The 24,103-nt window shown below is 42.8% G+C and carries 25 protein-coding genes and 1 pseudogene; 16 read left to right on the forward strand and 10 right to left on the reverse strand.

What is annotated here, in order from left to right; translation table 11 throughout:
• Window positions 1-67 precede the first annotated feature (67 nt).
• Both ACXAEO_RS09995 and ACXAEO_RS10000 read right to left on the reverse strand, forming a co-directional pair.
• On the reverse strand, window positions 68-778 hold the full coding sequence (locus ACXAEO_RS09995; protein WP_474880420.1) for a BMQ_0737 family morphogenetic spore coat protein: 711 nt from the start codon (window positions 776-778) through the stop codon (window positions 68-70).
• 54 nt (window positions 779-832) lie between these two features.
• The gene (locus ACXAEO_RS10000) at window positions 833-1,342 is read right to left on the reverse strand and encodes a hypothetical protein (RefSeq protein ID WP_474880423.1); all 510 of its coding nucleotides are present in this window, start codon (window positions 1,340-1,342) and stop codon (window positions 833-835) included.
• A gap of 199 nt (window positions 1,343-1,541) precedes the next feature.
• Between ACXAEO_RS10000 and ACXAEO_RS10005 the strand changes: the two genes are divergently transcribed.
• Window positions 1,542-1,664: a hypothetical protein gene (locus ACXAEO_RS10005; protein WP_474880424.1), complete on the forward strand. Its 123-nt coding sequence runs from the start codon at window positions 1,542-1,544 to the stop codon at window positions 1,662-1,664.
• 170 nt (window positions 1,665-1,834) lie between these two features.
• On the opposite strand, the gene ACXAEO_RS10010 is transcribed toward ACXAEO_RS10005, so the two are convergent.
• Window positions 1,835-2,239 carry a hypothetical protein gene (locus ACXAEO_RS10010; RefSeq protein WP_474880426.1) on the reverse strand — a complete coding sequence of 135 codons (405 nt, stop codon included), beginning with the start codon at window positions 2,237-2,239 and terminating at the stop codon, window positions 1,835-1,837.
• Window positions 2,240-2,606: 367 nt separating this feature from the next.
• Window positions 2,607-3,863, reverse strand: a complete 1,257-nt coding sequence (locus ACXAEO_RS10015) for a hypothetical protein (RefSeq protein WP_474880428.1) — start codon at window positions 3,861-3,863, stop codon at window positions 2,607-2,609.
• Between the two features lie 594 nt (window positions 3,864-4,457).
• Here ACXAEO_RS10015 and ACXAEO_RS10020 point away from each other — a divergent pair.
• The 3 genes from ACXAEO_RS10020 (at window position 4,458) to ACXAEO_RS10030 (ending at window position 7,476) form a co-directional block, all read left to right on the forward strand.
• Window positions 4,458-5,303: a DUF7164 domain-containing protein gene (locus tag ACXAEO_RS10020; protein ID WP_474880430.1), complete on the forward strand. Its 846-nt coding sequence runs from the start codon at window positions 4,458-4,460 to the stop codon at window positions 5,301-5,303.
• Window positions 5,304-5,401: 98 nt separating this feature from the next.
• A complete protein-coding gene (locus ACXAEO_RS10025; protein WP_474880432.1) occupies window positions 5,402-6,007 on the forward strand; it encodes a hypothetical protein in 606 nt (201 codons plus the stop codon).
• Between the two features lie 185 nt (window positions 6,008-6,192).
• Window positions 6,193-7,476, forward strand: coding sequence for a glycosyltransferase (locus ACXAEO_RS10030; protein ID WP_474880434.1), 1,284 nt, complete (start codon window positions 6,193-6,195; stop codon window positions 7,474-7,476).
• 120 nt (window positions 7,477-7,596) lie between these two features.
• Here the strand turns inward: ACXAEO_RS10030 and ACXAEO_RS10035 are convergent, their stop codons facing one another.
• Window positions 7,597-9,408, reverse strand: a complete 1,812-nt coding sequence (locus tag ACXAEO_RS10035; RefSeq protein WP_474880437.1) for an SH3 domain-containing protein — start codon at window positions 9,406-9,408, stop codon at window positions 7,597-7,599.
• A gap of 522 nt (window positions 9,409-9,930) precedes the next feature.
• Between ACXAEO_RS10035 and urtA the strand changes: the two are divergent.
• The 12 genes and pseudogenes from urtA (at window position 9,931) to ACXAEO_RS10095 (ending at window position 19,695) form a co-directional block, all read left to right on the forward strand.
• Window positions 9,931-11,168 (forward strand): annotated as a pseudogene (gene urtA, locus ACXAEO_RS10040) (urea ABC transporter substrate-binding protein).
• Window positions 11,169-11,253: 85 nt separating this feature from the next.
• Window positions 11,254-12,156 carry an urea ABC transporter permease subunit UrtB gene (urtB, locus tag ACXAEO_RS10045; protein WP_474880439.1) on the forward strand — a complete coding sequence of 301 codons (903 nt, stop codon included), beginning with the start codon at window positions 11,254-11,256 and terminating at the stop codon, window positions 12,154-12,156.
• A gap of 11 nt (window positions 12,157-12,167) precedes the next feature.
• A complete protein-coding gene (gene urtC / locus ACXAEO_RS10050) occupies window positions 12,168-13,241 on the forward strand; it encodes an urea ABC transporter permease subunit UrtC (protein WP_474880441.1) in 1,074 nt (357 codons plus the stop codon).
• Window positions 13,216-13,968 (forward strand): urea ABC transporter ATP-binding protein UrtD, encoded by a 753-nt coding sequence (urtD, locus tag ACXAEO_RS10055; protein WP_474880444.1) that lies wholly within the window; start codon window positions 13,216-13,218, stop codon window positions 13,966-13,968. Before urtC ends, urtD begins: the two co-directional genes overlap by 26 nt.
• Entirely contained in the window at window positions 13,962-14,663 is a 702-nt protein-coding gene (gene urtE, locus ACXAEO_RS10060) for an urea ABC transporter ATP-binding subunit UrtE (RefSeq protein WP_474880446.1), read from the forward strand. The genes urtD and urtE overlap by 7 nt, the downstream gene beginning before the upstream one ends.
• Window positions 14,664-14,693: 30 nt before the next feature.
• Window positions 14,694-14,996 (forward strand): urease subunit gamma, encoded by a 303-nt coding sequence (locus tag ACXAEO_RS10065; RefSeq protein WP_474880448.1) that lies wholly within the window; start codon window positions 14,694-14,696, stop codon window positions 14,994-14,996.
• Window positions 14,997-15,012: 16 nt separating this feature from the next.
• Window positions 15,013-15,327, forward strand: coding sequence for an urease subunit beta (locus tag ACXAEO_RS10070; RefSeq protein ID WP_474880450.1), 315 nt, complete (start codon window positions 15,013-15,015; stop codon window positions 15,325-15,327).
• Window positions 15,328-15,348: 21 nt separating this feature from the next.
• Window positions 15,349-17,058, forward strand: a complete 1,710-nt coding sequence (gene ureC / locus ACXAEO_RS10075; protein ID WP_474880451.1) for an urease subunit alpha — start codon at window positions 15,349-15,351, stop codon at window positions 17,056-17,058.
• A gap of 11 nt (window positions 17,059-17,069) precedes the next feature.
• On the forward strand, window positions 17,070-17,516 hold the full coding sequence (gene ureE, locus ACXAEO_RS10080; RefSeq protein ID WP_474880453.1) for an urease accessory protein UreE: 447 nt from the start codon (window positions 17,070-17,072) through the stop codon (window positions 17,514-17,516).
• Window positions 17,509-18,195 (forward strand): urease accessory protein UreF, encoded by a 687-nt coding sequence (locus tag ACXAEO_RS10085; RefSeq protein WP_474880455.1) that lies wholly within the window; start codon window positions 17,509-17,511, stop codon window positions 18,193-18,195. The genes ureE and ACXAEO_RS10085 overlap by 8 nt, the downstream gene beginning before the upstream one ends.
• Window positions 18,196-18,265: 70 nt before the next feature.
• Window positions 18,266-18,883 (forward strand): urease accessory protein UreG, encoded by a 618-nt coding sequence (ureG, locus tag ACXAEO_RS10090; RefSeq protein WP_474880457.1) that lies wholly within the window; start codon window positions 18,266-18,268, stop codon window positions 18,881-18,883.
• Window positions 18,880-19,695 carry an urease accessory protein UreD gene (locus ACXAEO_RS10095; protein ID WP_474880459.1) on the forward strand — a complete coding sequence of 272 codons (816 nt, stop codon included), beginning with the start codon at window positions 18,880-18,882 and terminating at the stop codon, window positions 19,693-19,695. The genes ureG and ACXAEO_RS10095 overlap by 4 nt, the downstream gene beginning before the upstream one ends.
• 53 nt (window positions 19,696-19,748) lie before the next feature.
• Here ACXAEO_RS10095 and ACXAEO_RS10100 read toward each other — a convergent pair whose 3' ends face one another.
• From ACXAEO_RS10100 to ACXAEO_RS10120, 5 genes are all read right to left on the reverse strand, one after another.
• A complete protein-coding gene (locus tag ACXAEO_RS10100) occupies window positions 19,749-20,393 on the reverse strand; it encodes an urease accessory protein UreH domain-containing protein (RefSeq protein ID WP_474880461.1) in 645 nt (214 codons plus the stop codon).
• A 143-nt stretch (window positions 20,394-20,536) separates the two neighbouring features.
• The gene (locus tag ACXAEO_RS10105; RefSeq protein WP_474880463.1) at window positions 20,537-20,857 is read right to left on the reverse strand and encodes an ArsR/SmtB family transcription factor; all 321 of its coding nucleotides are present in this window, start codon (window positions 20,855-20,857) and stop codon (window positions 20,537-20,539) included.
• Between the two features lie 59 nt (window positions 20,858-20,916).
• The gene (locus ACXAEO_RS10110) at window positions 20,917-22,323 is read right to left on the reverse strand and encodes a sensor histidine kinase (protein WP_474880466.1); all 1,407 of its coding nucleotides are present in this window, start codon (window positions 22,321-22,323) and stop codon (window positions 20,917-20,919) included.
• Between the two features lie 3 nt (window positions 22,324-22,326).
• Window positions 22,327-23,001: a response regulator transcription factor gene (locus ACXAEO_RS10115; RefSeq protein WP_474880468.1), complete on the reverse strand. Its 675-nt coding sequence runs from the start codon at window positions 22,999-23,001 to the stop codon at window positions 22,327-22,329.
• Window positions 22,998-23,969, reverse strand: coding sequence for a YncE family protein (locus ACXAEO_RS10120; RefSeq protein ID WP_474880470.1), 972 nt, complete (start codon window positions 23,967-23,969; stop codon window positions 22,998-23,000). The genes ACXAEO_RS10115 and ACXAEO_RS10120 overlap by 4 nt, the downstream gene beginning before the upstream one ends.
• Window positions 23,970-24,103 lie beyond the last annotated feature (134 nt).

Genomic DNA, 24,103 nt, shown 5'->3' on the forward strand with positions numbered 1-24,103 from the left:
CCCTGTCATGACTATCCGGTAACAGTACGGATTGAGCGGCAGGGTTTTTTATTAACGTAGAAAGGAGTTATTCATCCAGCAACGGAGGTGTTTTCTTAAGGGGAAATAGCGCTGAACATGGAGAGGGTGGTTCAATAGGAGGACATTCAAGCAGTTCAGGCGGGATATCTTCACGAATTTCACAAAGCTCTGCTTCTAGCTCTACTTTAGTCATGGCGGTTGTGTAGACGTCTGTGCAAAGAACAATGGCAATGTCCAAGCGCTCAAAGCATTGATCTTCTGAACAAACTAAATGTGCTTCACACTTAAAAAAGGTCACTTCACATACACCTTCTGTTCCTTGAGGGGCACAGACAAAAAAGCTTTCTGTGACGGAAAAAGGAATCGGATCTGACGTGCAAAGGGGAAAGCCGAATAGATTTAAAATTTCGATGACGATAAACCCTTGAATGGTTATTTTTACTTTACGTAGTTTTGTCTTTTCGCCAGAAGGTAGTATACCGATGACGTCTTTACCTTCCACTATGTCTGCTGAACAAAGAAAGGAATCTGTTTTCGTTGGATTTAGCGGCCGACCTTTTGCATCGGTCAATAAACATTCCACCATTGCTTTGCCGTTTTGCAGCAATCGACATGGATCGTCTGTCACGCAACAACCATGATGGTCAGAATGTGAGTGTTGATCGTGACCAAGCTCATCAAAGCAGATGACGGGCAATTCGATTCGTTTTCTGACCCAGTCGAAAATTTCCGGTACTTTGATGCATATTTTCTCCATCGCGTTTTCTTTCCTCCTTTTTCGTTTTTTCTATATTTCAGTGATGGATGATAATTAACAATGTTTTTTCTTTTTCTTCTTTTTTTGTTTTACACAAATTTTAATGATGTCTTTTTCTTTATAACGGAAGGCTAAATTTAAATCCCCGTTTTGATCTTTTCCGAAATTCATTTCTTCTCCGTACACTTCACAAACAATCTCTTTCTCTACGATTTTGACCTTTTCGTCTTTTTTTACCTTGACATTTTCTATTAAACATTGAAACGGAACTTCATCAACGATTGTATAGTTTTCGATGTCGCAATGATGTTCAACAGCGGTATACGTAATCGTTTTACGGAGAAATCCGCAAATGACGATAACATCCTCACATACTTTCTCAATTTCCGCAAATAGTTCCTTTTTGACTTTCGTCGTACCTTTTTTCGCCGGAGGAACGAGTTGAGTTTTATGTTCTAATATAAAAGTGCAGCAAGATATTTTCGGTTGAGGAGGCGGACAAGGTGTGAGACAAGTAAATGTTAAAGGAACAGGATTCACAATATTAGGGCGATTCGTTCCCATCCTTTCACCAGCTTTCGATTTGAATGTACTACTATATAGTAAATTATATTGACCTATAAAATGTGCATAATACAACCCATTTTGGGCCCTTTATACGTCATGTTTTCGAGTGTTGACGGAAGCCTGTTTTTGAGTCGTGATGAGACGTTTTTACTCTTGTTTCATAAACTAGTAAAAGATAAAGAAGGAGGTGTGGAGCATGAAAATAATAAAAGGACAAAAGCCCGTCGTATCGGGGTCTTCATCATCTTCAATTCCGAAGACAAAGAAAAGAGGAGGTCTGGGCGCGGCTGAAAAAGAAAGCTGCAGAAATGAGAAGTAAACGGGAATAAAACGATAAAAAAGAGGAGGCTGACTGAAAAGAGGTAATTTTTCTCTTTTCAGTCAGCCCTAAAAAATGGACAGTTATAAAAACTCAGAAATGCGAAAGGTTTTCATTAGTGATCCATTTTGTATGAAGCAGAAAAAATGTTATTTCAACTTACCTTGACATTAACAAGGTGGCGAGAGCGGTTCGCATTCGTCACAAGAGGATTTTCTAATGCATACTTTAACGATATCTTTTTCAGTCATACGCCAAAACACATTGACAGTGCCTGTTTCACCAAGTGCTGGACGTGTGCCGCGATTTTGCAGACGTGGGGTACCTTCGCACAAAACAGCAAATCCACAAATGTCGAAAGGGTCGCCTTCGTTCGCATCTTCACGATCAATAATGCATTGGAACGGCCTTTCGTCACAAATGACTTTTGGACATTGATTGCCTTGCTCATCCACGGAAGTGTAGGTGATTTGTTTTGCGACCGTACCGCAAATGATGACTTTTTCCGGACATACATCTTCAATGACAGGTGCTTGGGTGAAAAATACGTCTGTTATAACATCTGCTGAAGCCAATGCAGGCGGAACGAGCTGTGTCTTAAACTCAACCGCTACCTGACAGCATGTTTGCGGGTTTGGAACGGGACATTCAGCAATTTTCTAATCCTCCTTGTATCATAAATATGAGAAGAAGGAATTAAGGGAGAGTAGGCAGTAAAGCTCTTTCTATCCTAAAATTCCTATTGACATACAATATGAACAATCGGGCGTTTCGGTATAGGCGGATGTTTATGAATGGAGAGAAAAATGTGCTTGAACTTGTATAACCATCAGAGAGAATTCTCCTATTATAGAGAATATGTTGGCAAATTTATATCGCTTGGATCATAGAAAACGCCCTAAGAATGAAACTTCTTAAGGGCGTTTTTCTATCGCAAAATTATTAGCAAGACGGAGGAAGAGGTTCACAGTTATCGCAATTATCTTTTCTAATACAAACTTTCACAATATCCTTTTCTGTCATTCTCCAAAACACATCAACTGTACCTGTTCCGTTAAGTGAAGGGCGTGTGCCACGATTTTGCAGTCGTGGTGTTCCTTCACATAAAATGGCAAACCCGCAAATTTCAAATGTGTCGCCTTCATTTGCATCCTCACGATCGATGATGCATTGGAACGGTCTTTCATCACAAATGACTTTCTCGCATAGGTTCCCTTGTTCATCGACGGCTGTATACGTAATTTGTTTCGCGACTGTACCGCAAATAATAACTTTTTCTGGACATACATCTTCTACAACAGGCGCTTGGGTAAAGAAAACGTCTGTTATAACATCTGCTGAAGCAAGCGCAGGCGGAACAAGCTGTGTCTTAAACTCAACCGCTACCTGGCAGCATGTTTGCGGATTTGGAATTGGACATTGAGTTGTCGTAGTGGTAGTAGATGTTGTGGAAGTAGTAGTAGTAGTAGTAGTAGTAGTAGTAGTAGTTGTAGTAGTAGTAGTAGTAGTAGTTGTAGTTGTAGTAGTAGTAGTAGTAGTAGTAGTAGTAGTAGTAGTGGTAGTAGTAGTAGTAGTAGTAGTAGTAGTGGTAGTAGTAGTAGTAGTAGTAGTAGTAGTAGTAGTAGTAGTAGTAGTAGTAGTGGTAGTGGTAGTGGTAGTGGTAGTAGTAGTAGTAGTAGTTGTAGTGGTAGTAGTTGTGGTAGTAGTTGTAGTTGTGGTAGTAGTAGTAGTAGTAGTAGTAGTAGTAGTGGTTGTAGTTACAGGAACGAAGTCAGATGCCAGACATTGACTCTCGTCATTAGGACCAATACCTTGGAAATGCAAGGCTATCGTATTGAATTCAGATTCTAATAGTGGTGGAGTATTAGAACATATTGTAAAGATACCAGTATTACCTGGTAAGATCCGCTCCCCTTGTTCTGAAAAAGTTCTGTCAACAGCGTCTACCATATCAATACAACCACCTGCACCTGGGCAACCTGTAGCAGGTAATACTATATTGTCCGTGCCTGGTCCAGAAACTTTTACGAGTGGACCAGCGTTATCTGTCTCCAAACAGAACGCACCAATAAATCCTTCACTGGCAAAATGATTAAATATTTCCATTGTGACACAATTACCATCTTGTGTCACAGTAACGGTAGCCCTTAATATCTCACCGTTTGGACCTGTTCCATCAATAGTTGCAACTACTGGCATATAAGATTTTCACTCCTTTTCAATAAATTTAAATGTGAAAAAGGAAAAACTCGATATTTCGCAAATTTCTCCTCTTTTCCAAAATATACTATGCCTTTAGTTGAATAATGGTTTAGATGAATTCATTATGTGTGGATGATTTATTTAATTTTCATGGTTTGTTTTATTAAAAACTAGCTTCATTCCACTAATGAAAATGAACACAACAAAGAAAGCGCGTATATAGTTCGAGGGCATCTCTGGTGGTGATGACGAATCCTCATATGATTGTCAAATACTTTTTTCAAATGGTCTTTCCAGTTGTTAAGAGAATGATAACTGAAAGATATTTGGATCAATATGAGGAGAAGAAACTCTATAGAATACTCGATTTTAACTACTAATAGATGTAATGTTTAACAATGGAATTATCTCCTCATACAGTAGTGTTCTATTGCGTAATCAAGGTAATTTAGAGGAGCAGGATTCATATTTGATTTTTACACCCTTCTATTTCTAACTTCATATAAATGGAGTTAGAAACATTTTAACGTAACTTCCAGCAAATCTTTAGTCATATCTCGTCTATACATTAATGTAAAAAGGGTGTGTAAAATGCGAAGAGCTGTTGTAGTGTTTGTAGAGGATAAGTCGCATCTATTACTTCAATTGGGTTGCTTATATACCTCTTTAAAATATATAAAATCAAATGATACTGACCTTGTTGTATTTGGAACAAAAGAGGCATTAGAAAAAATTCCTGATGACTGTATAAAAGTTGAATGTGGGTTAGCGAATAATCCTCCTGAGTTTCTCCGTTATCGATTTATTAATTCCATTAGTTGTTTAGCAGGAGAGAACGCTGACTTTTTAGACCATTACGATTATATTTTAAGAACTGATGCAGATACATTCTTAACCCCTGCATGGAATTCCTTTTATCCTGCTTTCTATACTGTAGGGCAGGGTGGTTACGTAAACGATGAAAAAACACGTTCCAATTTAAAAAGAATTTCATCGGAATTTCACTTACGTCATCAAGGGTTCCATAATTTAGGATCGACTCATTACGGTAATGCTAGGTTGGTAAGGGATGTTTGTAAACTAGCAACAACTATTACAGCTTACATTTTAACAGAGGAATTCAAGGGCGATGAGGGAAAATGGCCTAGTTGGTATCGGGGAGTTGCATCAATGTATGGATGTGAAATTGCAGCTAACCACTTTGTAGATAAAATTACAATAGATTCAAAAAAACTTGATTATGGTAGCTCCTCAACAGAATCAATCGACAATCATCCTCACATACATTGTTGGCATACAAATAATATATTTTCAAAGTTTCAATTTACGGACGGAAAATATGATGATTTAAGTACCAATCATTTAGATGTAAAAATGATTAGAGAATATTGTTTGTTTATCGCTTTAAAATCCAAACAACTTTTTCCTATTCAATAGGACTGTAGTTTATGTTACTTAGAATAACTTAAGGGATATTAGAAAAGAAGATTTTCATTTCATTTGTTCATAAATTACTTATGAAAGGTGGAACTAAAATGGAGAGTAAGAAATTTTTAGTTTTAGGACATCCGAGAAGTGGCACTGGGTTTATGGTGAAGTTGTTTCGACAATTAGGATATCAAGTGGGACATGAAATTATGGGGAAGGACGGAATCAGCAGTTGGATGTTCGTCGTAGATGATTATCAAGTATATACGGATACAACTCTGAACCGAAAAGATTTCACCTTTGATTACATCATTATGAATTTGAGGAATCCGCTTGATATTATCAGCAGCAGTTATTTTACAGAAAATCCATCAAAGGTAAGTCTGGACTATCGAAAAAAACATTTGAATTTGGAAGGGCTAAATAGGGTTGAGGTAGCTGTGAAGAGTGTTCTCGATTGGTATAAAAAAATAGAATTACAAAGACCTAATCTAATAGTTTGTATAGATAAAAACCCCGAAGAAAAATTATTTTATTTTCTAAAAAGGTTTGAAAATAAAGAGTCGTTGCTATCATTTGAAAAAATAGGAAATAAAGTAAACGCTAGAAATCATCCTGACCTAACTTTCTCTTTTATAAAAGAAAATTGTCATAAGGATATCGTAGTGGAGTTGGAAAATTTTTGTCGTTTATATGAATATGAAATTAAATAATATTGAAGTAGGGAATAACAAAATTTTTCCAGTGATGATTTATTTATTCATCACTTATGTCTAATCAATTGTATATCCTCATTGCAATAAGGATTATTAGTCCCCCGGTATAATCCTCCCAAACATTCATATAAATTTTAAGGTAGACATTTTTAACAACGGGGTTGTAAAAGGGGGCTTGACTCATGAAAGTTGCGCTTCTCACGATGTTTAATGGTTTAGATAGCACGTATTCACTCGTAAATGTTGCCGCGGAACAAATACGAATGTTGCTGGATGATAGGGAACAGCCAATTATGCTCGTAAGTGAAAATTGTCCGATGGATGAACGGTACGGAATTTTTCTGGATGAACGGATAGAATGGAGAACCATTATAAACTCCTTGAACGATAAGCAAATACATTGGAGAGATTATACACAAGGTAGCGGGAAAGTGCATGAAACGTTTTTTCAGGAAGCGGATGTGATAGCAGATGATTTGGTCGCAAAATTATCTGATGTAGATGTATGTATAATGCATGATATTCATTATCAAGGGTGGCATTTAGTTCATAATGTGGCGGTGAGAAAAGCGCAGGAAAAACTGCCGAATGTAAAGTTTATTGCGTTTACCCATTCTGCTCCTGTGAATCGACCGCCCAATCCGAAATGGCCATTTTCTGCACGATATACATCTATGCCAAAAACTTTATATGTGTATCCTACTCAATCAGGGATTTCTGCGCTTTCCAAACAGTACAATGTAGCAGAAGGTTACTGCAGAGCTGTGAATAACAGTCTTGATTTGCTGAATTATATGAGTGATGAAGTCAAATTGCTTGCGCAGGAAGTGGACTTATTCTCACCTGACATACTCGTCGTATATCCTGGAAGATTGACACCTGGAAAGAAGTTTGAAAAAGTTGCAGCATTATGCGGGGCTATTAAAAAAAATACGGAAAAAACAGTAAAGGTTATATTTTGTGACTTTCCAAGTGCTGATATTGCTCCGAAGCAATATAAAACGTTAATTAGGTCACAGGGAATGTCATTCGGTTTAGAAGCTAGCGATATGGTCTTTACTTCAAATATGAAAGCGTTCGAAAATGGATTTCCTCGAAAAGGGGTTTTAGAGCTCTTTTCGCTTTCCAATCTGTTTATATGTCCATCGTTTTCTGAATCATTTGGATTAACAGTATTAGAAGCTGCCAGTAAAGGGAATTTTATTGTATTGAACGAAAGAGTTCCTGCTTTGGAGGAACTTGGAAAACAGTTGAATGCTTATTTTATGAGATGGGATGCAAGGAACTTCGGATATAACACTCATGAAAAATACCATCCGTCCGAGGAAGCGTATTTAAAGGAGCATGGGGAAATTATTGTCAATTTAATGCGCGAAAATCAAGTGATTCATGCCAAAACAGCGACACGGCAACGTTATAGCCCTCAATGGATATGGGAGAATCAGCTAAAACCTATGTTATTATAGGGATGCTAAGGAAAGTCTTCATAACAAATCAAGAAGTCTGTTTTAATGAAAGGACCCGTCATTTAATTTGTGGGAATTAAATGACGGGTCCTTCTTCTTTTAATCGTTATAATACGATGCTCACAATTGCTCGAAATAACGCGCAATCCCTTCATAAATCGCCTTCGCAGCACTTTGCTGGAAAGCGTCCGATTTTACGTGTTGTTCTTCGGCTGGATTGGAGAGGAAGCCAAGCTCCAGTAAGACGGCTGGTTTTTTGTTTTCCCGGATTACATGGAAGTTGCCAAAGCGTACGCCCATATCTTTCCTACTTGTATGCTGGATGAGGCTTTCTTGAATGGCTTTCGCTAATTGGCGCTCTTTTTCGGCGCTGTAATAAAACGACATAATCCCGTTGGCGCTTGGAGAAGCGGCATTATAATGAATACTGATGAAAGCATCGGCATTATGCTCATGGCTTACGGTCACGCGTCCAGAAAGGCTAATAAATGTATCATCGTCCCTTGTCATGACAACATTTGCACCTGCGCTTTTTAATAATGAGGCAACAAGCTGAGATGTATTCAATGCCAATGTTTTTTCTAATGCCCCTTTTTGTCCGACCGTTCCGCTGTCTTTTCCGCCGTGGCCAGCATCAATGACGATTCGTTTCCCTTTTAAAATCGAGGAAGGAGAAGCAGGCGGCGTGGTTGGAGCAGAAGGGACGGTATTCCCCTTTGTCACGAGCCATCCGGCAATCCATGCTTCTTGTCCGTTCGCGAGTTTCACATGTACCCAGTCGTTTTGTTCTTTTAGTAGTGTATATGTATTCCCAGCTTGTCCGCTTCCGACGATCGCAAAGTTTGTTCCAGGTCCCTTGCGCAAATTAGCGTTCGATTGGAGTGTAACGGATTGAGTGGGTGTTGCTGGTTGATTTGGTGTTTTGTTTTCATCCTTCATTGTCAAATAAGGAGAGGCCACCCAGCCTGTTTGATTGGCAGACGTTTTTACTTGCGCCCAGCCTGTTTGGATTTGGAGCACAGTCACAACCGTATTTCGCGGTAAGGAAGCGAGCACTTGCCCGGATGTACTTGGCATCGAGCGCAAATTCAAGCTGCTGACGTTGACCGTCCCGCTTTTGGTTGATCCGAGCGTTGGCGCCGCCGGTATTTCGACTGGCTTTGCGGGTGCGTTAACGGTTTCAGACATTGTTAAATATGAGCTTGCGACCCAGCCTGTTTTTCCGTTATCAAGCTTCACTTGCACCCAGTTTCCTTGAGCGGCTAGTACTGCCACTTTCGTGTTTTTCGGTAACGATGTGACGATTGCGCTATTTAAATCAGCCGCCGTGCGTACATTTAGCCTACTTGCATTTACTGTTCCAGTTTTGCTACTGGCAGCGGGAACAGATGGTGTTGGTTTTGTTGTATAGTTCGGATTTGGAGTGGACGAGCTTGTTTTCGTTAAATATTGGCTCGCGACCCAGCCTGTTTTGTTATCACTCGTTTTTATTTGTGACCAATCTCCTTTTGCCGCTAATACGGTTACTTTCGTGCCGTTTGGCAAAGAACTGAGAATGCTTCCGTTCGTATTCGGATCGGAACGGACGTTTAATGACGTTGCTTTTACGAACGCTTCTGTCCCTTGAGAAGGAGCGGGGGCAGTTGTCGTATTTTGTCCTTTTTGAATATAGCTGGAGGCGACCCAGCCTTGTTTGTTTCCGTATGTAATTTTTGTCCAGCCATTTTGTTCTTCCAAAATGGTCACTTTCGTATTTTTCGTCAGTTTGCCGATGATGCTGCTTCCGGTACTTGGATAGGAACGTACATTGAGCGCATCGGCCGTTACAACGGCGTGCTCCTGAAAAGCAGCAAAAGTACCAGAAGGACTAGAAAATAACGGGCTCATGAGGATGGAACAGCCAATACTGTAAATAAGCGGTTTCTTTGTCATATTTTCACCTCTCCTAAGAAAATTGTAGGGGACAAACGATGCATCGTCAATGAGGGAGAGCGATGAAAGGGACGATGTACCTATGTAAAAAATGAGATACGCATGTGAGTGTGAAACGTTCAAGGTTATCGTGTTAACATTTCTCACGCCGGCCAACGTTTCTTTTTTTAATAGGTGACATTGAAAAAAGTATGCGGGTCCGAATGTTCATTGAATAAAAACCTCTTAATGTTAACGTTTACATAAAAAATCATGGATAAATATCCCTGAAACCCTTGATTTTGTCAGAAAATTTTATATAATTTAACTATCGTGAAATGTTAGAAGATTTGACATTTGATGTCATCTTTTTGGAAGGAGGGAATGAGGAAAGAAAAAAACGTTTCTCATGGCAGTGAGAAACGTTCGTAGAACAGGCATAAATTTGTCCGTATACATATGCCTGATTCTAATTATAGCATAGGTAATTAGAATCTGATAAGGGGTGTTAAGATGAAGACTGCGTTTTTGAATGGGAAAAAGATGAGATGGAAAAAACAATGGATGCTTGTGGCAGCGAGCTTATCTTTATTATTAGGCGGATGTGCCGCCAGTCAGACGACAGAACCAGCAGATGCGGGTGAGAAAGAAACAGCTTCAGGCGATACGGTAAAAGTTGGGGTTCTTCATTCTTTAAGCGGAACGATGTCCATTAGTGAAGTGTCGCTTCGTGATGCAGAGTTACTGGCGATCGAAGAAATTAATGAAGCAGGCGGTGTGCTTGGCAAACAGATTGAACCAATTATTGAAGACGGGGCGTCGGATTGGCCGACATTTGCAGAAAAGGCGAAAAGCTGCTGCAAAATGATGAAGTGGCAACGATTTTCGGAGGCTGGACTTCTGCAAGCCGAAAAGCTATGCTTCCAGTCGTGGAACAAAACAACGGCCTGCTTTGGTACCCTGTTCAATATGAAGGAATGGAAGCATCCCCGAACATTTTCTACACAGGGGCGACAACGAATCAGCAAATTGTTCCTGCTGTTAGTTGGCTTCTTGAAAATAAAGGGAAAAGTTTCTTCTTAATCGGTTCTGATTATGTGTTTCCGCGCACTGCCAATAAAATTATTAAGGCACAGCTAGAAGCAGAAGGCGGAGAATTGGTGGCAGAAGAGTACACGCCGCTTGGTCATACAGATTATAGTACGCTTATCAGTAAAATTAAAAGCGCAAAACCGGATGTTATCTTTAACACGCTGAACGGAGACAGCAATGTTGCCTTCTTTAAACAGTTAAAAGATGCGGGTATTACGCCAGACGATATTCCAGTTATGTCTGTCAGCATTGCCGAAGAAGAAATTCGCGGCATTGGCGGCGACATTTTAGAAGGTCACCTTGCTGTTTGGAACTATTTCCAAACAACGGATACACCAGAAAATAAAACATTTGTTGAAAAATATAAAGCGGCATACGGAGAAGACCGTGTGACGGATGATCCAATTGAAGCGGCTTATTTCGCTGTTCACTTATGGGCAGAAGCGGTGGAAAAAGCAGGGTCATTCAATGTCGATGATGTGAAAAAGGCAGCCGGTGGCATCGAGTTTAACGCGCCAGGCGGTACGGTGAAGATTGAAGGGGAGAACCAGCATACGTGGAAAACCGTTCGCATTGGAGCAATTCAAAGCGACGGACAAATTAGCGAGCTGTGGAATTCTGGTGAACCAATTAAGCCTGATCCGTATTTAGAAGGATATGACTGGGCGAAAGGATTAAGCAATCAATAAGGACGAACAAACAAATAGGGGGTAGCACCATTCCCCCTATTTTCATTGTGAGACAATAGAACAGGACGTTGAAAGGGGCGGGAAAATGTCGGTCATACTCGGTCAATTGTTTAACGGAATTAGTCTCGGTTCCATTCTTTTGCTGATTGCGCTTGGGCTCGCAATCACGTTTGGACTTATGAATGTTATTAATATGGCTCACGGGGAAATTATGATGGTCGGGGCGTATGTCACATATGTCGTCCAGCAGATGGCTGCTTGGTATTTACCGGCTAGCTTGTTTGATTATTACTTCTTATTTGCCATTCCGCTTGCTTTTTTAACAGCGGGTTTGCTTGGCTGGATATTGGAAAAAACGATGATTCGCTTTTTGTATAGTCGCCCGCTTGATAGCTTGTTAGCGACATGGGGAGTGAGCCTCATGCTTCAGCAAGCGGCACGCTCTATTTTCGGTGCACCGAATGTGGCGGTGAAAGCTCCTTCATGGTTGGACGGAGGAATGGAAATAGCCGGAATGATTTTTCCTTATAAACGAATGTTCATTATTTTACTGGTCATTCTTTCTGTTGTCTGCCTGCATCTCTATTTATACCATACAGCGGCGGGGCGCCGGATGAATGCGGTCACACTGAACCGTCAAATGGCTTCATGCCTTGGCATTTCTACACGAAAAGTCGATTCGTCTGCGTTTGCACTCGGCTCTGGTCTTGCGGGGATTGCTGGTTCTGCTTTAACACTGCTTGGACCAATTGGGCCGGCTATCGGCACAAATTACATTGTCGATGCGTTTATGGTTGTTATTCTCGGAGGCGTTGGAAAGCTGAAAGGAACGATTATCGGTGCAGTCGGTATCGGTCTTGTTAGTACGTTCGTCGAATACAGCACAAGCGCAACGATGGCAAAAGTGCTCGTATTTGCACTGATCATTGCCTTTTTACAATGGAAACCATCAGGCCTCGTCACCGTTCGGACGAGAGCGCTTGATTAAGGAGGGACAGGATGGGAAAAACATCGGTCATTAGCTATTATGTGCTGTTTGCGTTATTGCTTGCCGCTCCGCTGTTTTTACATGAGTTTCGGCTAGGGCTGCTTGCTAAATTTCTTTGCTTTGCAATTGTGGCGGTCGGGATTTGTTTAATTTGGGGTTATACCGGTATTTTAAGTCTTGGGCATGGGGTATTTTTTGGACTTGGCGCCTACTGTACAGCGATGTATTTAAAGCTGGAAGGCTCGCCTGGAGGATTGCCTGATTTTATGGAGTGGAGCGGGGTAACAGAACTTCCTCTCTTATGGAAGCCGTTTGCGAACCCAGTGTTTGCGTTAACAGCCACTATTTTCGTTCCAGTGTTGCTTGCGGCGTTTCTAGGTTATTTTACGTTTAAAAATCGCATTAAAGGCGTTTATTTTTCCCTCATTTCACAAGCGGTCGTCGTCGTGTTTGTCACGTTGTTCATCGGCAAGCAGGAATGGACGGGAGGGACGAATGGTTTAACGAATTTTTCGACGGTGTTTCATCTGCCGTTAATGTCGCCAATGATGCAAATGGTCCTTTATTTTGTGACAGTAGCCGTGCTTGCGGCGGTGATTGTCTTTTCCGTTTGGATGGCGAAAAGTCGGTTCGGGCGCGTGCTTGTTGCGATTCGTGACGGTGAAAACCGCGTGCGATTTCTCGGGTATAATCCAACGACGTACAAAGTGTTCATTTATTGCATATCCGCGGCATTTGCTGGAGTGGCGGGCGGTCTTTTCGTTCTGCAAGTTGGCATCATTTCACCGGCGATGATGGGCATTGTCCCGTCGATTGAAATGGTGTTATGGGCGGCTGTTGGAGGGAGACATTCCATTATCGGTGCGGTCATTGGCGCTTTGTTGACGAACAGTGCGAAAAGCTATTTTAGTGAAACGTACCCAGATATTTGGCAGTTTTTCCTTGGGGCGTTGTTCATCATTGTCGTTCTGTTCATGCCAAATGGGCTTGTCGGCCTGTTTCAATCATTAAAGCAAAAATTTGTTCGGACAAAACAAGTGGAAAGCGAGGAGAAAGCGAATGAAACCGATACTGTCGTGTCGTAATGTGATGGTCGATTTTGATGGGTTTAAAGCGCTAAAAGGGGTAAACCTCGATATTCATGAGCAGGAAGTCCGGTTTTTAATTGGGCCAAACGGTGCGGGAAAAACGACCGTGTTAGACGTGATTTGTGGAAAGACAAAGCCGTCTGAGGGAGAAGTTGCCTTCGGATCGCATGCCAATATTGTCAAACTGAAGGAACATGAAATTGCGACAGCAGGTATTGCGAGAAAATTTCAATCTCCTTCTATTTTTTCACAGCTCACAGTGTTTGAAAATTTGGAATTATCTTTCAAACAAAAGCGCCACGTCTGGTCAATGCTAACGGCGAAAATGACGGGAGAAACAAAACAAAAAATTGAGGAAGTGCTTGTGACGATTGGCTTGGAGTCTTTGATGGAAAAACAAGCAGGCTCGCTTGCACATGGGCAAAAGCAGTGGTTAGAGATTGGGATGCAGCTTATGCAAGAACCGAATGTTCTCCTTTTAGATGAACCAATCGCTGGGATGTCGGGAGCGGAGCGAGAAAAAACTGGTGAGCTCATTCATCATATTTCAGAAACGTGCTCCGTTCTTGTTGTCGAGCATGATATGGATTTTGTCCGTACTTTTTCGAAACAAGTAACGGTCATGCATGAAGGAAGCGTCCTTTGTGAAGGATCGATGGAGGACATTCAGCAAAACGAAACGGTCGCTGAAGTGTATTTAGGAAGGAGGGAGCGCGCATGTTAAACGTTTCGTCATTATCCGTAGGCTATGATGACAGCATCATTCTCCAAAATGTGAACTGCCAAGTGAAGCAAGGGCAAGTGGTCGCACTATTAGGACGTAACGGTGTTGGAAAAACGACGCTTGTGAAAACGATTGTTGGGCTGTTAAAGCAAAAAAGCGGAAGCATTGAATGGGATGGGGTAGATTTAACGGAATGGCGGCCTGATGAGCGAGCGAAGCGGGGGATTGGCTACGTTCCTCAAGGGCGGGACATTTTTTCAACGCTGACAGTTGAGGAAAATTTACTGCTCGGATTAGAGGCTCTTCCTCGTTTTACAAAAAAAAGAAGGGTATCAGAGGAAGTGTTTGAATGGTTTCCGGTGCTGAAAGAGATGCTGCACCGGAAAGGAGGTGATTTAAGCGGCGGACAACAGCAGCAGCTTGCGATTGCTAGAGTGCTCGTCAGCGATCCGCAGCTCATTTGCCTCGATGAGCCGATGGAAGGAATTCAGCCATCCATTGTGCAGCTCATTCAGGAAGTCATCGTTAAAATTGCGAAGCAAAAGCATACAGGAATGCTGCTTGTGGAGCATAATGTCGATTTGGCGCTTGAATGTGCTGATTATGTATACGTAATGGACAGAGGAACGATTGTCGCACAGGGAGAAACTTCTTCGTTCAATGTTCAGGAACTGGAGAAGCATTTAGTAGTATAGATGAAAAGATAAAGAGAAAGGAAGAGTGCGATGCGCTTAACAGCAAGGGAGCAAGAAAAGCTGATGGTGGTCGTGGCGGCCGATTTGGCTCGCCGCCGCCAAGAAAGAGGGCTAAAACTTAATTATCCGGAAGCAGTCGCCATTATTACATATGAAATTCTTGAAGGAGCCCGCGACGGGAAAAGCGTGGCAGAATTAATGCAATACGGCACGACGATTTTGTCAACAGAAGATGTAATGGAAGGGGTTGCGGAGATGATTCATGATATTCAAGTAGAAGCGACCTTTCCAGATGGAACGAAGCTTGTGACCGTTCATGACCCTATTCGCTAGAAAAGGAGGATGAGAGATGAAGCCTGGAGAGTATGTGTTAAAACAAGAGCCAATTGAATGTAATGCAGGAAAAGAAGCGATAAAGCTAACCGTCATTAATCGCGGGGACCGTCCTGTTCAAGTTGGTTCGCACTTTCATTTTTTCGAAGTGAATGCTGAGCTTGAATTTGAGCGGCAGCAAGCATTCGGGTTGCACTTAAATATTCCGGCAGGAACTGCGGTTCGATTTGAACCTGGAGATGCGAAAGAAGTAGAGCTCGTTTCGTTTTCAGGCGAGCGCCGTGTGTACGGATTAAATAACGCGACGAACGGACCGCTCGAGCGGTCGTGAAGCACGTGAAGGAGGAAGCAAATGGGTTTTCAAATGTCACGCAAACAGTATGCAGATATGTTCGGTCCGACGACAGGCGATGCGATTCGTTTAGCGGATACAGAGCTGTTCATTGAAATTGAAGAAGACTTGACGACATATGGAGATGAAGTGAAATTTGGCGGTGGAAAAGTTATTCGCGACGGGATGGGGCAGCATCCGCTTGCGGCAAGAGATGAAGCGATGGATCTTGTACTCACGAATGCGGTGATCCTTGATTATACCGGTATTTACAAGGCGGACATTGGCGTGAAGGACGGGTTCATCGCCGCTATCGGCAAAGCGGGAAATCCACTTCTTATGGACGGAGTGAATATCGTCATTGGAGCGGCGACAGAAATTATTGCGGCGGAAGGAATGATTGTAACAGCAGGCGGAATTGATGCCCACATTCACTTCATTTGTCCGCAGCAAATCGAAACAGCCCTTGCCTCTGGTGTGACGACGATGATTGGCGGAGGAACAGGTCCAGCAACAGGAACAAATGCGACGACATGTACGCCGGGAGCATGGAACATTCACCGGATGCTTGAAGCGGCAGAATCTTTTCCGATGAACCTCGGGTTTTTAGGAAAAGGAAATGCATCGGCAGAGGAGCCGCTTGCCGAACAAGTGGAAGCAGGCGCTATCGGCTTGAAGCTTCATGAAGATTGGGGAACGACAGCGGCGGCGATTGATACAAGCTTACGTGTCGCGGACAAATATGACATCCAAATTGCGATTCATACCGATACGTTGAATGAAGGCGGGTTTGTTGAAGATACATTGAACGCGATTGGCGGTCGGGTAATTCATACGTATCATACGGAAGGAGCAGGGGGCGGCCATGCGCCGGATATTATGAAAGCGGCCAGTTTCTCTAATATTTTGCCGTCTTCCACAAATCCGACAAGACCGTATACCGTCAATACGTTAGAAGAACATTTGGATATGTTGATGGTTTGCCATCATTTAGACCCATCCGTACCAGAAGATATCGCTTTTGCCGATTCCCGTATTCGAAAAGAAACGATTGCGGCGGAAGACATTTTGCATGACCTTGGTGTCTTCAGTATGATTAGCTCCGATTCTCAGGCGATGGGACGTGTTGGAGAGGTGATTGCGCGAACGTGGCAAACGGCGGATAAGATGAAAAAGCAACGCGGCAAGTTGCAAGAAGATCAAGGGATTGGCGATAATTTCCGCGTAAAGCGCTATGTGGCGAAATATACGATTAATCCAGCTATCACTCACGGTGTTTCCAATTATGTCGGATCAGTGGAAGTGGGGAAATTGGCTGACTTAGTCGTGTGGGACCCAGCATTTTTCGGCGTGAAACCAGATGTAATTGTTAAAGGCGGGATGATTGCCCACAGCATTATGGGTGATCCAAATGCTTCCATCCCGACGCCGCAGCCGGTATTGTACCGCCCGATGTTCGGGAGCTTCGGAAAAGCCGTCGCCAAAACGTGCATGACGTTTTTATCAAAAGCGGCGATTGAAAAAGGTGTTCATGAACAGCTCCGTTTAGAAAAAATGGTGAAGCCAGTGGCAGGCATCCGGCAGCTGAAAAAGGAAGATATGATTTTCAATGGTGAAACACCCGCGATTGAGGTGGATCCGCAAACGTATGAAGTGAAAGTAGATGGTGAGTTAATCACATGTGAACCGGCAGATGTGCTGCCGATGGCTCAACGATATTTCTTATTTTGAGGTGAGGACAAATGATTATTGAAAAAGTAGTTGGAAATGTAGCAGTAATGGAAAAGAAGGCTCCGCATATTGAGCGTGTTTATATGGAAAGCGATGCGTTGCTGAAGCGGATACAGCGGGTTGTGACAGACCACGGCAATGAAATTGGCATTCGTTTGAAAGGAAATGTGGAACTGGCAGACGGCGATGTTTTATTTATGGATGACCGAAACATGATTGTCGTTCAAGTGCTGGCAGATGACATTTTAACGATTTGCCCAACTTCGATTCAGCAAATGGGAGAAATCGCTCATCAGCTTGGGAACCGCCACTTGCCAGCTCAATTTGAAGGCGATGAAATGCTTGTTCAATACGACTATTTAGTCGAGGAATTGCTTCAGCAGCTGAATATTCCGTTCCGCCGAGAAAAGCGGAAGGTGAAGCAGGCGTTTCGTCATATCGGGCATAGTCATGATTGAAACATTGCTGCCGCTCCTGCAGCTATGTGATTCCAATTTTCCGTCTGGTGCTTTTTCTCATTCATTTGGCATCGAGACATACATTCAAGAAGGCGTCATCACAAATACGGCATCTTTTCAAACCGTGCTGGATATTTATATGAAGGAGCAACTTGTTTATACGGAAGGGCTCGGTTGCCGGCTTGCTTACGAATATGTGGAGAAAGGTCAGTTCGAGCGGCTATGGGAGCTGGATGAAGAGCTGTTTGCTTTAAGCCTCGCCCGTGAAACGAGAGAAGGAACGAAACGAATTGGGGAACAAATGACGAAACTTTGCGCCACTTTGTATGAGGATGATACGTTAGCGCTGTATCATGCGAGAATTCGTCAAAAACGAAGCTTCGGTCATCCGGCCATTGTTTTTGCCCTTGTGTCTCATCATTTGAATATAGAGGTACAAGAAGCGATCGGAGCATGTCTTTATGCGACTGTATCGTCACTCATTCAAAACGCGGTCCGCGGCATTCCGCTCGGGCAAACAGATGGACAGAAGCTATTATTACATAGCCAAGCGATTTTAAAAGAACGTATTCCGTTCATTCAGTCGCTGCATGAAGACGACTTAGGAAGGTCGCTTCCAGGGCTTGAAATCGCTCAAATGCGTCACGAACAATTGCATGTTCGCCTGTTTATGAGTTAATAAAGGCATTGAAAAAATTACAAGTTAGAAGGGAGGAAGCTTTCACTTATTGAAAGTGAGAGTGTCATGAATGAAAGAACCTGTACGTATTGGAATTGGGGGGCCGGTTGGAGCCGGCAAGACGATGCTTGTGGAAAAATTAACAAGGGTGATGAATGACAAGTTCAGTATGGCGGTTGTGACGAATGATATTTACACGAAAGAAGATGCCAAGTTTTTAATGAAGAACGGGGTGCTTCCTGAAAATCGCATTATTGGCGTCGAAACAGGCGGTTGCCCGCATACAGCCATTCGCGAAGATGCTTCCATGAATTTTGCAGCTATTGATGAACTAAAGGAACGTCATCAACAGTTAGATATCATTTTCGTAGAAAGCGGCGGCGACAATTTAGCGGCGACATTCAGCCCAGAACTTGTTGATTTCTCAATCTATATTATCGACGTGGCCCAAGGGGAAAAAATCCCTCGTAAAGGCGGACAAGGGATGATTAAATCGGACTTATTCATTATTAATAAAATCGATTTAGCTCCGTATGTTGGCGCGAGCCTTGACATTATGGAGCAAGACACGATTGCGACGCGGGGACGCAAACCGTTCTTTTTTACAAATTTAAAAGATGAAACAGGGCTGCCGGAAGTGGTGGAGTGGATTAAGTCAGAAGCGCTGCTAGCCGGGCTGGAAAAATGACGGCGACAGGGACGCTTTCGATGGCGGCCAAAATAAAAAATGGCCGCACGGTTTTACATGAGTGCTATTACGACGGGGCGTTGAAAGTTTCCCGTCCCGTCTATTTAGCGGACGATCATCCGACCTTTTATTTAATGCATATTGGCGGAGGCTATGTCGGCGGCGATGTATACAACTATTCCTTCACATTGGAAGAAGGAGCGAAACTTTCGCTTACGACTCAATCAGCAGCGAAAGTATACAAAACATTAGCAACCCCGGCCAGACAAGAGATGAACATAACGTTAAAAAAAGACAGCTTTTTATCGCTCGTTCAAGATCCGCTTATTTTATATGAGCATGCCCAATATGTCCAAACGGCGACGATTCACCTTGAGCAAGGAGCGTCTTTGCTGATGACAGACATATTGACACCAGGCTGGTCAGAAAGCGGAGAGTTGTTTACTTATGACAGTATTCGTTCGAAAGTGAAGGTCTATCGAGAAGGCCGTCTTATGTTATTGGATCATCTTTATTTAAATATGAAAGAACAGCTTTCATCGATGTTGTTGATGGAAGGATACACGCATTTCGGTTCGCTTTTATTTCTGCATGATGGGCTCGATGCGGACATGATGAGGTTATTAGAAGAGGCGGCGCAGCCGTATGAACAAGAAGCGCGGATTGGAGTGTCTATTTCGGCAGCAGGAGGAGCGGTTGTCAGAGTGCTCGCGAATCGCACGCAAGTAATTGAAGCCATTTTTACGACATATGAAAACTTCATTCGAGAGCAGCTATTACGCCAGCCGTCTGTTCATTACCGAAAGTATTAAAAAAGGCCCGCTCGCTTTAACAGCGACGGGTCCTTCCTATGTATAGCGGAGACTTAGCGGAACCAAATGGAAAACAAACCTTCTGTCACCCCTAAGTTGTACATATAATAAAGTCCGAATAAAGTACTAACAGCTCCAGCGAAGCGGGTTAACGATTGATTGACCACCTTTTTATTTTTCGAGGCAGTAAATGGAATCCCGAGAATGGTTGTGAAGGCAAGCATGCCGATACATGTTCCAATTCCGAACACGATAATATAAATAGCGCCTTGCCATGGGTGTTCAACAGTACTCATCGTCAGCAATACCATCGCCGCACTGCCCGCAAGTCCGTGAATAAATCCGATGATCATTGATTTGATGTACGAACGGCGAGGGGGCGTCTGTTCTTTAGATGCCTGTTTCCACGTGAAAAAGGAGGAGAGGCCGAGGTAGACGAGCATGATGCCGACGGAAAATTCAAGTGACATTGCCCATGCTTCCGGTATGTCGTCTTTGAGTACAATTAAGACCATCCCGACGACAAATAAGGTGAGCGTATGACCGATGCCCCAAAACACGCCAGCTAATGACGAGCGCCAAAGCTTGTTGCTTTCACTTGCGAGAGTGGAGACCGCGATAATATGGTCCGGTTCAATCGCATGTTTAATGCCAAGTACGAGTCCTAGTGCTAATACTGATAGTAAGCTAATTTCCATTTCTGTCACATCCTTTAGTTATTTAACTCATTAATAGTATAAAGGAAAAAAGCGGAAATGAACATACAATCACTGAAAATTTTGATAGGTCAATCAAAAAAAGGAGCTGCGCTTATTTTGGCAGCTCCTTTTCCAATCATGTATCAATGGTGCCTCGCGTGCTCAATGGATTGTTTTAATAAGTCCATCACATGTTCGTCGTCATGGGAATAATAAAGGGATGTGCCTTCCCGGCGGAAGGTGACGAGCCGTAAGTTTTTCAGGAAGCGAAGCTGATGGGAAACGGTCGATTGCAGCAGACCGAGTCGCTCAGCAATTTCATTGACTGAATGTTCCCCTTGAAACAGTAAATATAAAATGCGCAGGCGGGTAGGGTCGGACAGTGCCTTAAACGTCTGGCTGACCATAAATAATGTTTCTTCATCTAAAGACTCGCTCACATTTTTCATTTGTTCGTCTTTCATCGGAAAAATCCCTTCTTATCTCGAAATCAATGTTTCTTCCATTTTACCATATTTGCACATTATTCAAAATGCTCAAGTGGAAAGCGAAGTGTAACGACAGTGCCTTCATTCGGAATACTGGTAATCTCCATTGTCCCTTCATGGCGCTGGACAATTTGTTTAACGATAGCTAATCCAAGACCGGTGCCGCCTTTTGTGCGTGTCCGTGCTTTATCCGCACGGAAAAAGCGTTCGCCAAGTCTTGTAATGTCTTCTTCTGCAATGCCGATGCCGCCGTCTTCAATTTGAATGACAATTTGTTCATCAACCGCTGTCAGGGAAACAGACAGATGGCCACTGTCGCGATTATATTTCACAGCGTTGTCAATTAAATTGTAAAACACTTGTGACAGCCTGTCGTGATCGCCGTTCATAATAATATCAGAATCAAGCTGAACGTGGCAGACAAGCTGTTTTTGTTGACAAACAGGCATGAGCTGTTCGATTGTGTCTTCTAACACTTGAGCGAGAACGAGCGGTTCTTTTTTCATCGGATACATGTCTGCTTCTAGTTGGGCTAAATCCAGCAAATCTTGAACGAGGCGATGCATCCGGTCCGATTCCCGGTGGATAAGATTCATATATTTGAGCGCTTCTTCTTTATTATGGTACATATCGCTCTTTAACACTTCGCTATATCCTTTAATATAGCTTAACGGAGTGCGAAGCTCATGAGAGACGTTCGCGAGAAATTCTTTCTTTTGCTGGTCTTGATTTTCAAGCGCTTCAGTCATGTTGTTGAACGCCTGTGCCAAATGCCCAAGCTCGTCTTTTGATTGAACTGGAAGCCGGACTGATAAATCGCCGCTCGCAATATGCTGCGAGAAAGCTTCCATTTCGCGAATCGGGGTGACAAGCGAGCGAACGAGTTTATTGCCGAAGATGACCATAAATAGGAAAAATAAGACGCCTGTAGCCGCTAAAATGGGGGTTGCTTTATTAAATACTTCTTGAATTGGAGATAAAGGTAAGTATAAATAAATGATGCCCATTAATCGTTCTTCATCTAAAAGGGGGATGATGACGCCCATAATGTCACGGGCGAATCGTTCTTCATACCCTGTTTTAATTAAATGGTTTCCCTCAAGCAATGTTCGCCGTTCATCCTCGCTGACGAGCGCTTCATGATTCATTTCAAAAGGAAGGCAAGCACTTAAATCGCGCGGGTTATCAATAAGTAAAATTTCCGATTCCGAGATTGCATTATGCCAAGCGACATTTTGCTTCAGTTGTTCGGAGATGTCACCGCCTAAGTATTGTCCGGCGATATTTTTTCCTTCCTGCAACAAAGAGCGTTCCACATCTTTTACGTAAAGATCGCGATATAAAAAATGGATAAATAAAAACGAAAAGGCGATGGTCAGGCAGATGATGGCGCTCACCATGAGGCGAAAGCGGGCCTGAAACGAAAAGGAATTCCACTTCACTTGCTACACCTCAACCTTATAGCCGACACCCCAAACGGTATGGATGATGTTGGCGCCCTCTTTCAGTTTTAAGCGAAGCGTTTTAATATGAGTATCGACCGTTCGCTCACTTCCTTCATAATCATAGCCCCATATTTTTTCGAGCAGCTGCTCTCTTGAAAAGACATGTCCTTTATACTCGCAAAGGAACTGAAGAAGTTCGTATTCTTTCAAGGTGAGAGAAACAGGCTTGCCGCCGCAAAGTACTTGCCGCCCTTTTTTATGGATGGACAATGGACCGATTTGGATCGTCTCTGATGGACTAAAAGCAGGCTGGGTGCGGCGGAGAACAGCTTGAACACGGGCGATCAGCTCGCCGAAGCTAAAGGGCTTCATCATATAATCGTCTGCGCCGAGGTTCAAACCATGAATGCGGTCCCATTCATCGGCACGTGCCGTTAAGAATATGATCGGAATTTGCTTTGTGTTTCGAATGTTGGCGGCTACTGTAAAGCCGTCCATTTTCGGCATCATCACATCAAGCAAAATAAGTTGCGGTTCATATGTATGTAAAAGGTCGAGCGCTTCTTGCCCGTTTTCTGCTTCCATGCAGCGGAAGCCTTCTTGTTCCAAATACAATCTAATAAGCTGTCGCATATCTGCTTCATCATCAACAATTAAAATTGTCACATCATTCATGCAGGATCTTCCTCTCTTACTAATACTTGAAACGGTCCGGTGCCAACAGGAATTTGTTGAATCGTTTCAAAGGATGTTAAATCAATGACTTGCACTTTATTGCTGTCATAGCTTGCAATGTATAACTTCTGCTGAAACTGTTTCATCGAAAACGGATTGGAGCCAGTTTCAATTTTTTCTTGCGGTTGTTTCGTGTCATAGTCAATTTTCCATAAATCATTCGACCCATGGCTTAACACATACATAAGGTCGTCGGAACGGACAAAATCAATTGGCATGACAGGCGTATGAATTTTTTCTTTCAATTGTCCATCGGCAAGCGAGTAAACGTAAATATCATCTTGAATGTATTCTCCAGAGCCGTGTCCCCCGAGCCAAAGCTCTTCTTTTTCTTCATCAATCCATCCGCCGACTGTTCGGGACGGCGTAGGGAATTCATCAATTTTTTGCCATGACGATTTCGCAATCACATTCATGCGTTCCTCTTCATAGCTGTTTACATACAGTTTATCGCGGCTTTCCAATATCGTAAATGGGGCGCTTTTTAGCGGCACTTCATGACGAACGGTGCCATCCACAGAAAAAATACGCAACGCGTTTTTCTCTTGGTCAGCAGCATAAACGAGCGAACCGTCCATGGAGAGCACCATATGGCCAATGCCGCTTCCTGTTTTCCACTCATCGACCTTTTGTCCAGTAGAAAGCTCGTACACATAGGCGCGATGAAGTTCTTTTCCATAAAGCAAAAGTTGGTCAGCTTCCAACAATAACGCCCGCTCGAACGCAAAAGGAAGTGTCCATGTTGTTTTCTCATAGGATTGTGGATCAATGAATGAAAGGGAATGGTCTTGAATATTGACAGTAATCACGTAATCGTCCTGCAAAGGGATGAGAGGGAGCTGTTCGGCAGATGAACAGCCCGCAAGCAGCCATAAGCAGGTTAAAACGGATAAAGCAGTTTTTTTCAACAGTTCCTCCTCCTTCAAGTTCATTTTATTATAGACTATAATTGTGATGAAAGCGTGAACTTTCATCGCTTCACAAAGTTCTCACAATTATATGGTACCATTTAAATGGAAGCACAACAGGGAAAGGGGAAGAT

This window comes from Bacillus sp. ABA4_010, assembly GCF_056159105.1.

Bases quoted from the DNA above. Each gene is read 5' to 3' on its own strand.
- urtD (WP_474880444.1), top strand. From the start codon at position 13,216: ATGAAACCGATACTGTCGTGTCGTAATGTGATGGTCGATTTTGATGGG.
- ACXAEO_RS10005 (WP_474880424.1), top strand. From the start codon at position 1,542: ATGAAAATAATAAAAGGACAAAAGCCCGTCGTATCGGGGTCTTCATCA.
- ACXAEO_RS10030 (WP_474880434.1), top strand. From the start codon at position 6,193: ATGAAAGTTGCGCTTCTCACGATGTTTAATGGTTTAGATAGCACGTAT.
- urtE (WP_474880446.1), top strand. From the start codon at position 13,962: ATGTTAAACGTTTCGTCATTATCCGTAGGCTATGATGACAGCATCATT.
- ACXAEO_RS10020 (WP_474880430.1), top strand. From the start codon at position 4,458: ATGCGAAGAGCTGTTGTAGTGTTTGTAGAGGATAAGTCGCATCTATTA.
- urtC (WP_474880441.1), top strand. From the start codon at position 12,168: ATGGGAAAAACATCGGTCATTAGCTATTATGTGCTGTTTGCGTTATTG.
- ACXAEO_RS10035 (WP_474880437.1), bottom strand. From the start codon at position 9,408: ATGACAAAGAAACCGCTTATTTACAGTATTGGCTGTTCCATCCTCATG.
- ACXAEO_RS10065 (WP_474880448.1), top strand. From the start codon at position 14,694: ATGCGCTTAACAGCAAGGGAGCAAGAAAAGCTGATGGTGGTCGTGGCG.
- ACXAEO_RS10070 (WP_474880450.1), top strand. From the start codon at position 15,013: ATGAAGCCTGGAGAGTATGTGTTAAAACAAGAGCCAATTGAATGTAAT.
- ACXAEO_RS10015 (WP_474880428.1), bottom strand. From the start codon at position 3,863: ATGCCAGTAGTTGCAACTATTGATGGAACAGGTCCAAACGGTGAGATA.
- ACXAEO_RS10095 (WP_474880459.1), top strand. From the start codon at position 18,880: ATGACGGCGACAGGGACGCTTTCGATGGCGGCCAAAATAAAAAATGGC.
- urtB (WP_474880439.1), top strand. From the start codon at position 11,254: ATGTCGGTCATACTCGGTCAATTGTTTAACGGAATTAGTCTCGGTTCC.
- ureC (WP_474880451.1), top strand. From the start codon at position 15,349: ATGGGTTTTCAAATGTCACGCAAACAGTATGCAGATATGTTCGGTCCG.
- ACXAEO_RS10000 (WP_474880423.1), bottom strand. From the start codon at position 1,342: ATGGGAACGAATCGCCCTAATATTGTGAATCCTGTTCCTTTAACATTT.
- ACXAEO_RS10025 (WP_474880432.1), top strand. From the start codon at position 5,402: ATGGAGAGTAAGAAATTTTTAGTTTTAGGACATCCGAGAAGTGGCACT.
- ACXAEO_RS10100 (WP_474880461.1), bottom strand. From the start codon at position 20,393: ATGGAAATTAGCTTACTATCAGTATTAGCACTAGGACTCGTACTTGGC.
- ureE (WP_474880453.1), top strand. From the start codon at position 17,070: ATGATTATTGAAAAAGTAGTTGGAAATGTAGCAGTAATGGAAAAGAAG.
- ACXAEO_RS10115 (WP_474880468.1), bottom strand. From the start codon at position 23,001: ATGAATGATGTGACAATTTTAATTGTTGATGATGAAGCAGATATGCGA.
- ureG (WP_474880457.1), top strand. From the start codon at position 18,266: ATGAAAGAACCTGTACGTATTGGAATTGGGGGGCCGGTTGGAGCCGGC.
- ACXAEO_RS10105 (WP_474880463.1), bottom strand. From the start codon at position 20,857: ATGAAAGACGAACAAATGAAAAATGTGAGCGAGTCTTTAGATGAAGAA.
- ACXAEO_RS09995 (WP_474880420.1), bottom strand. From the start codon at position 778: ATGGAGAAAATATGCATCAAAGTACCGGAAATTTTCGACTGGGTCAGA.
- ACXAEO_RS10085 (WP_474880455.1), top strand. From the start codon at position 17,509: ATGATTGAAACATTGCTGCCGCTCCTGCAGCTATGTGATTCCAATTTT.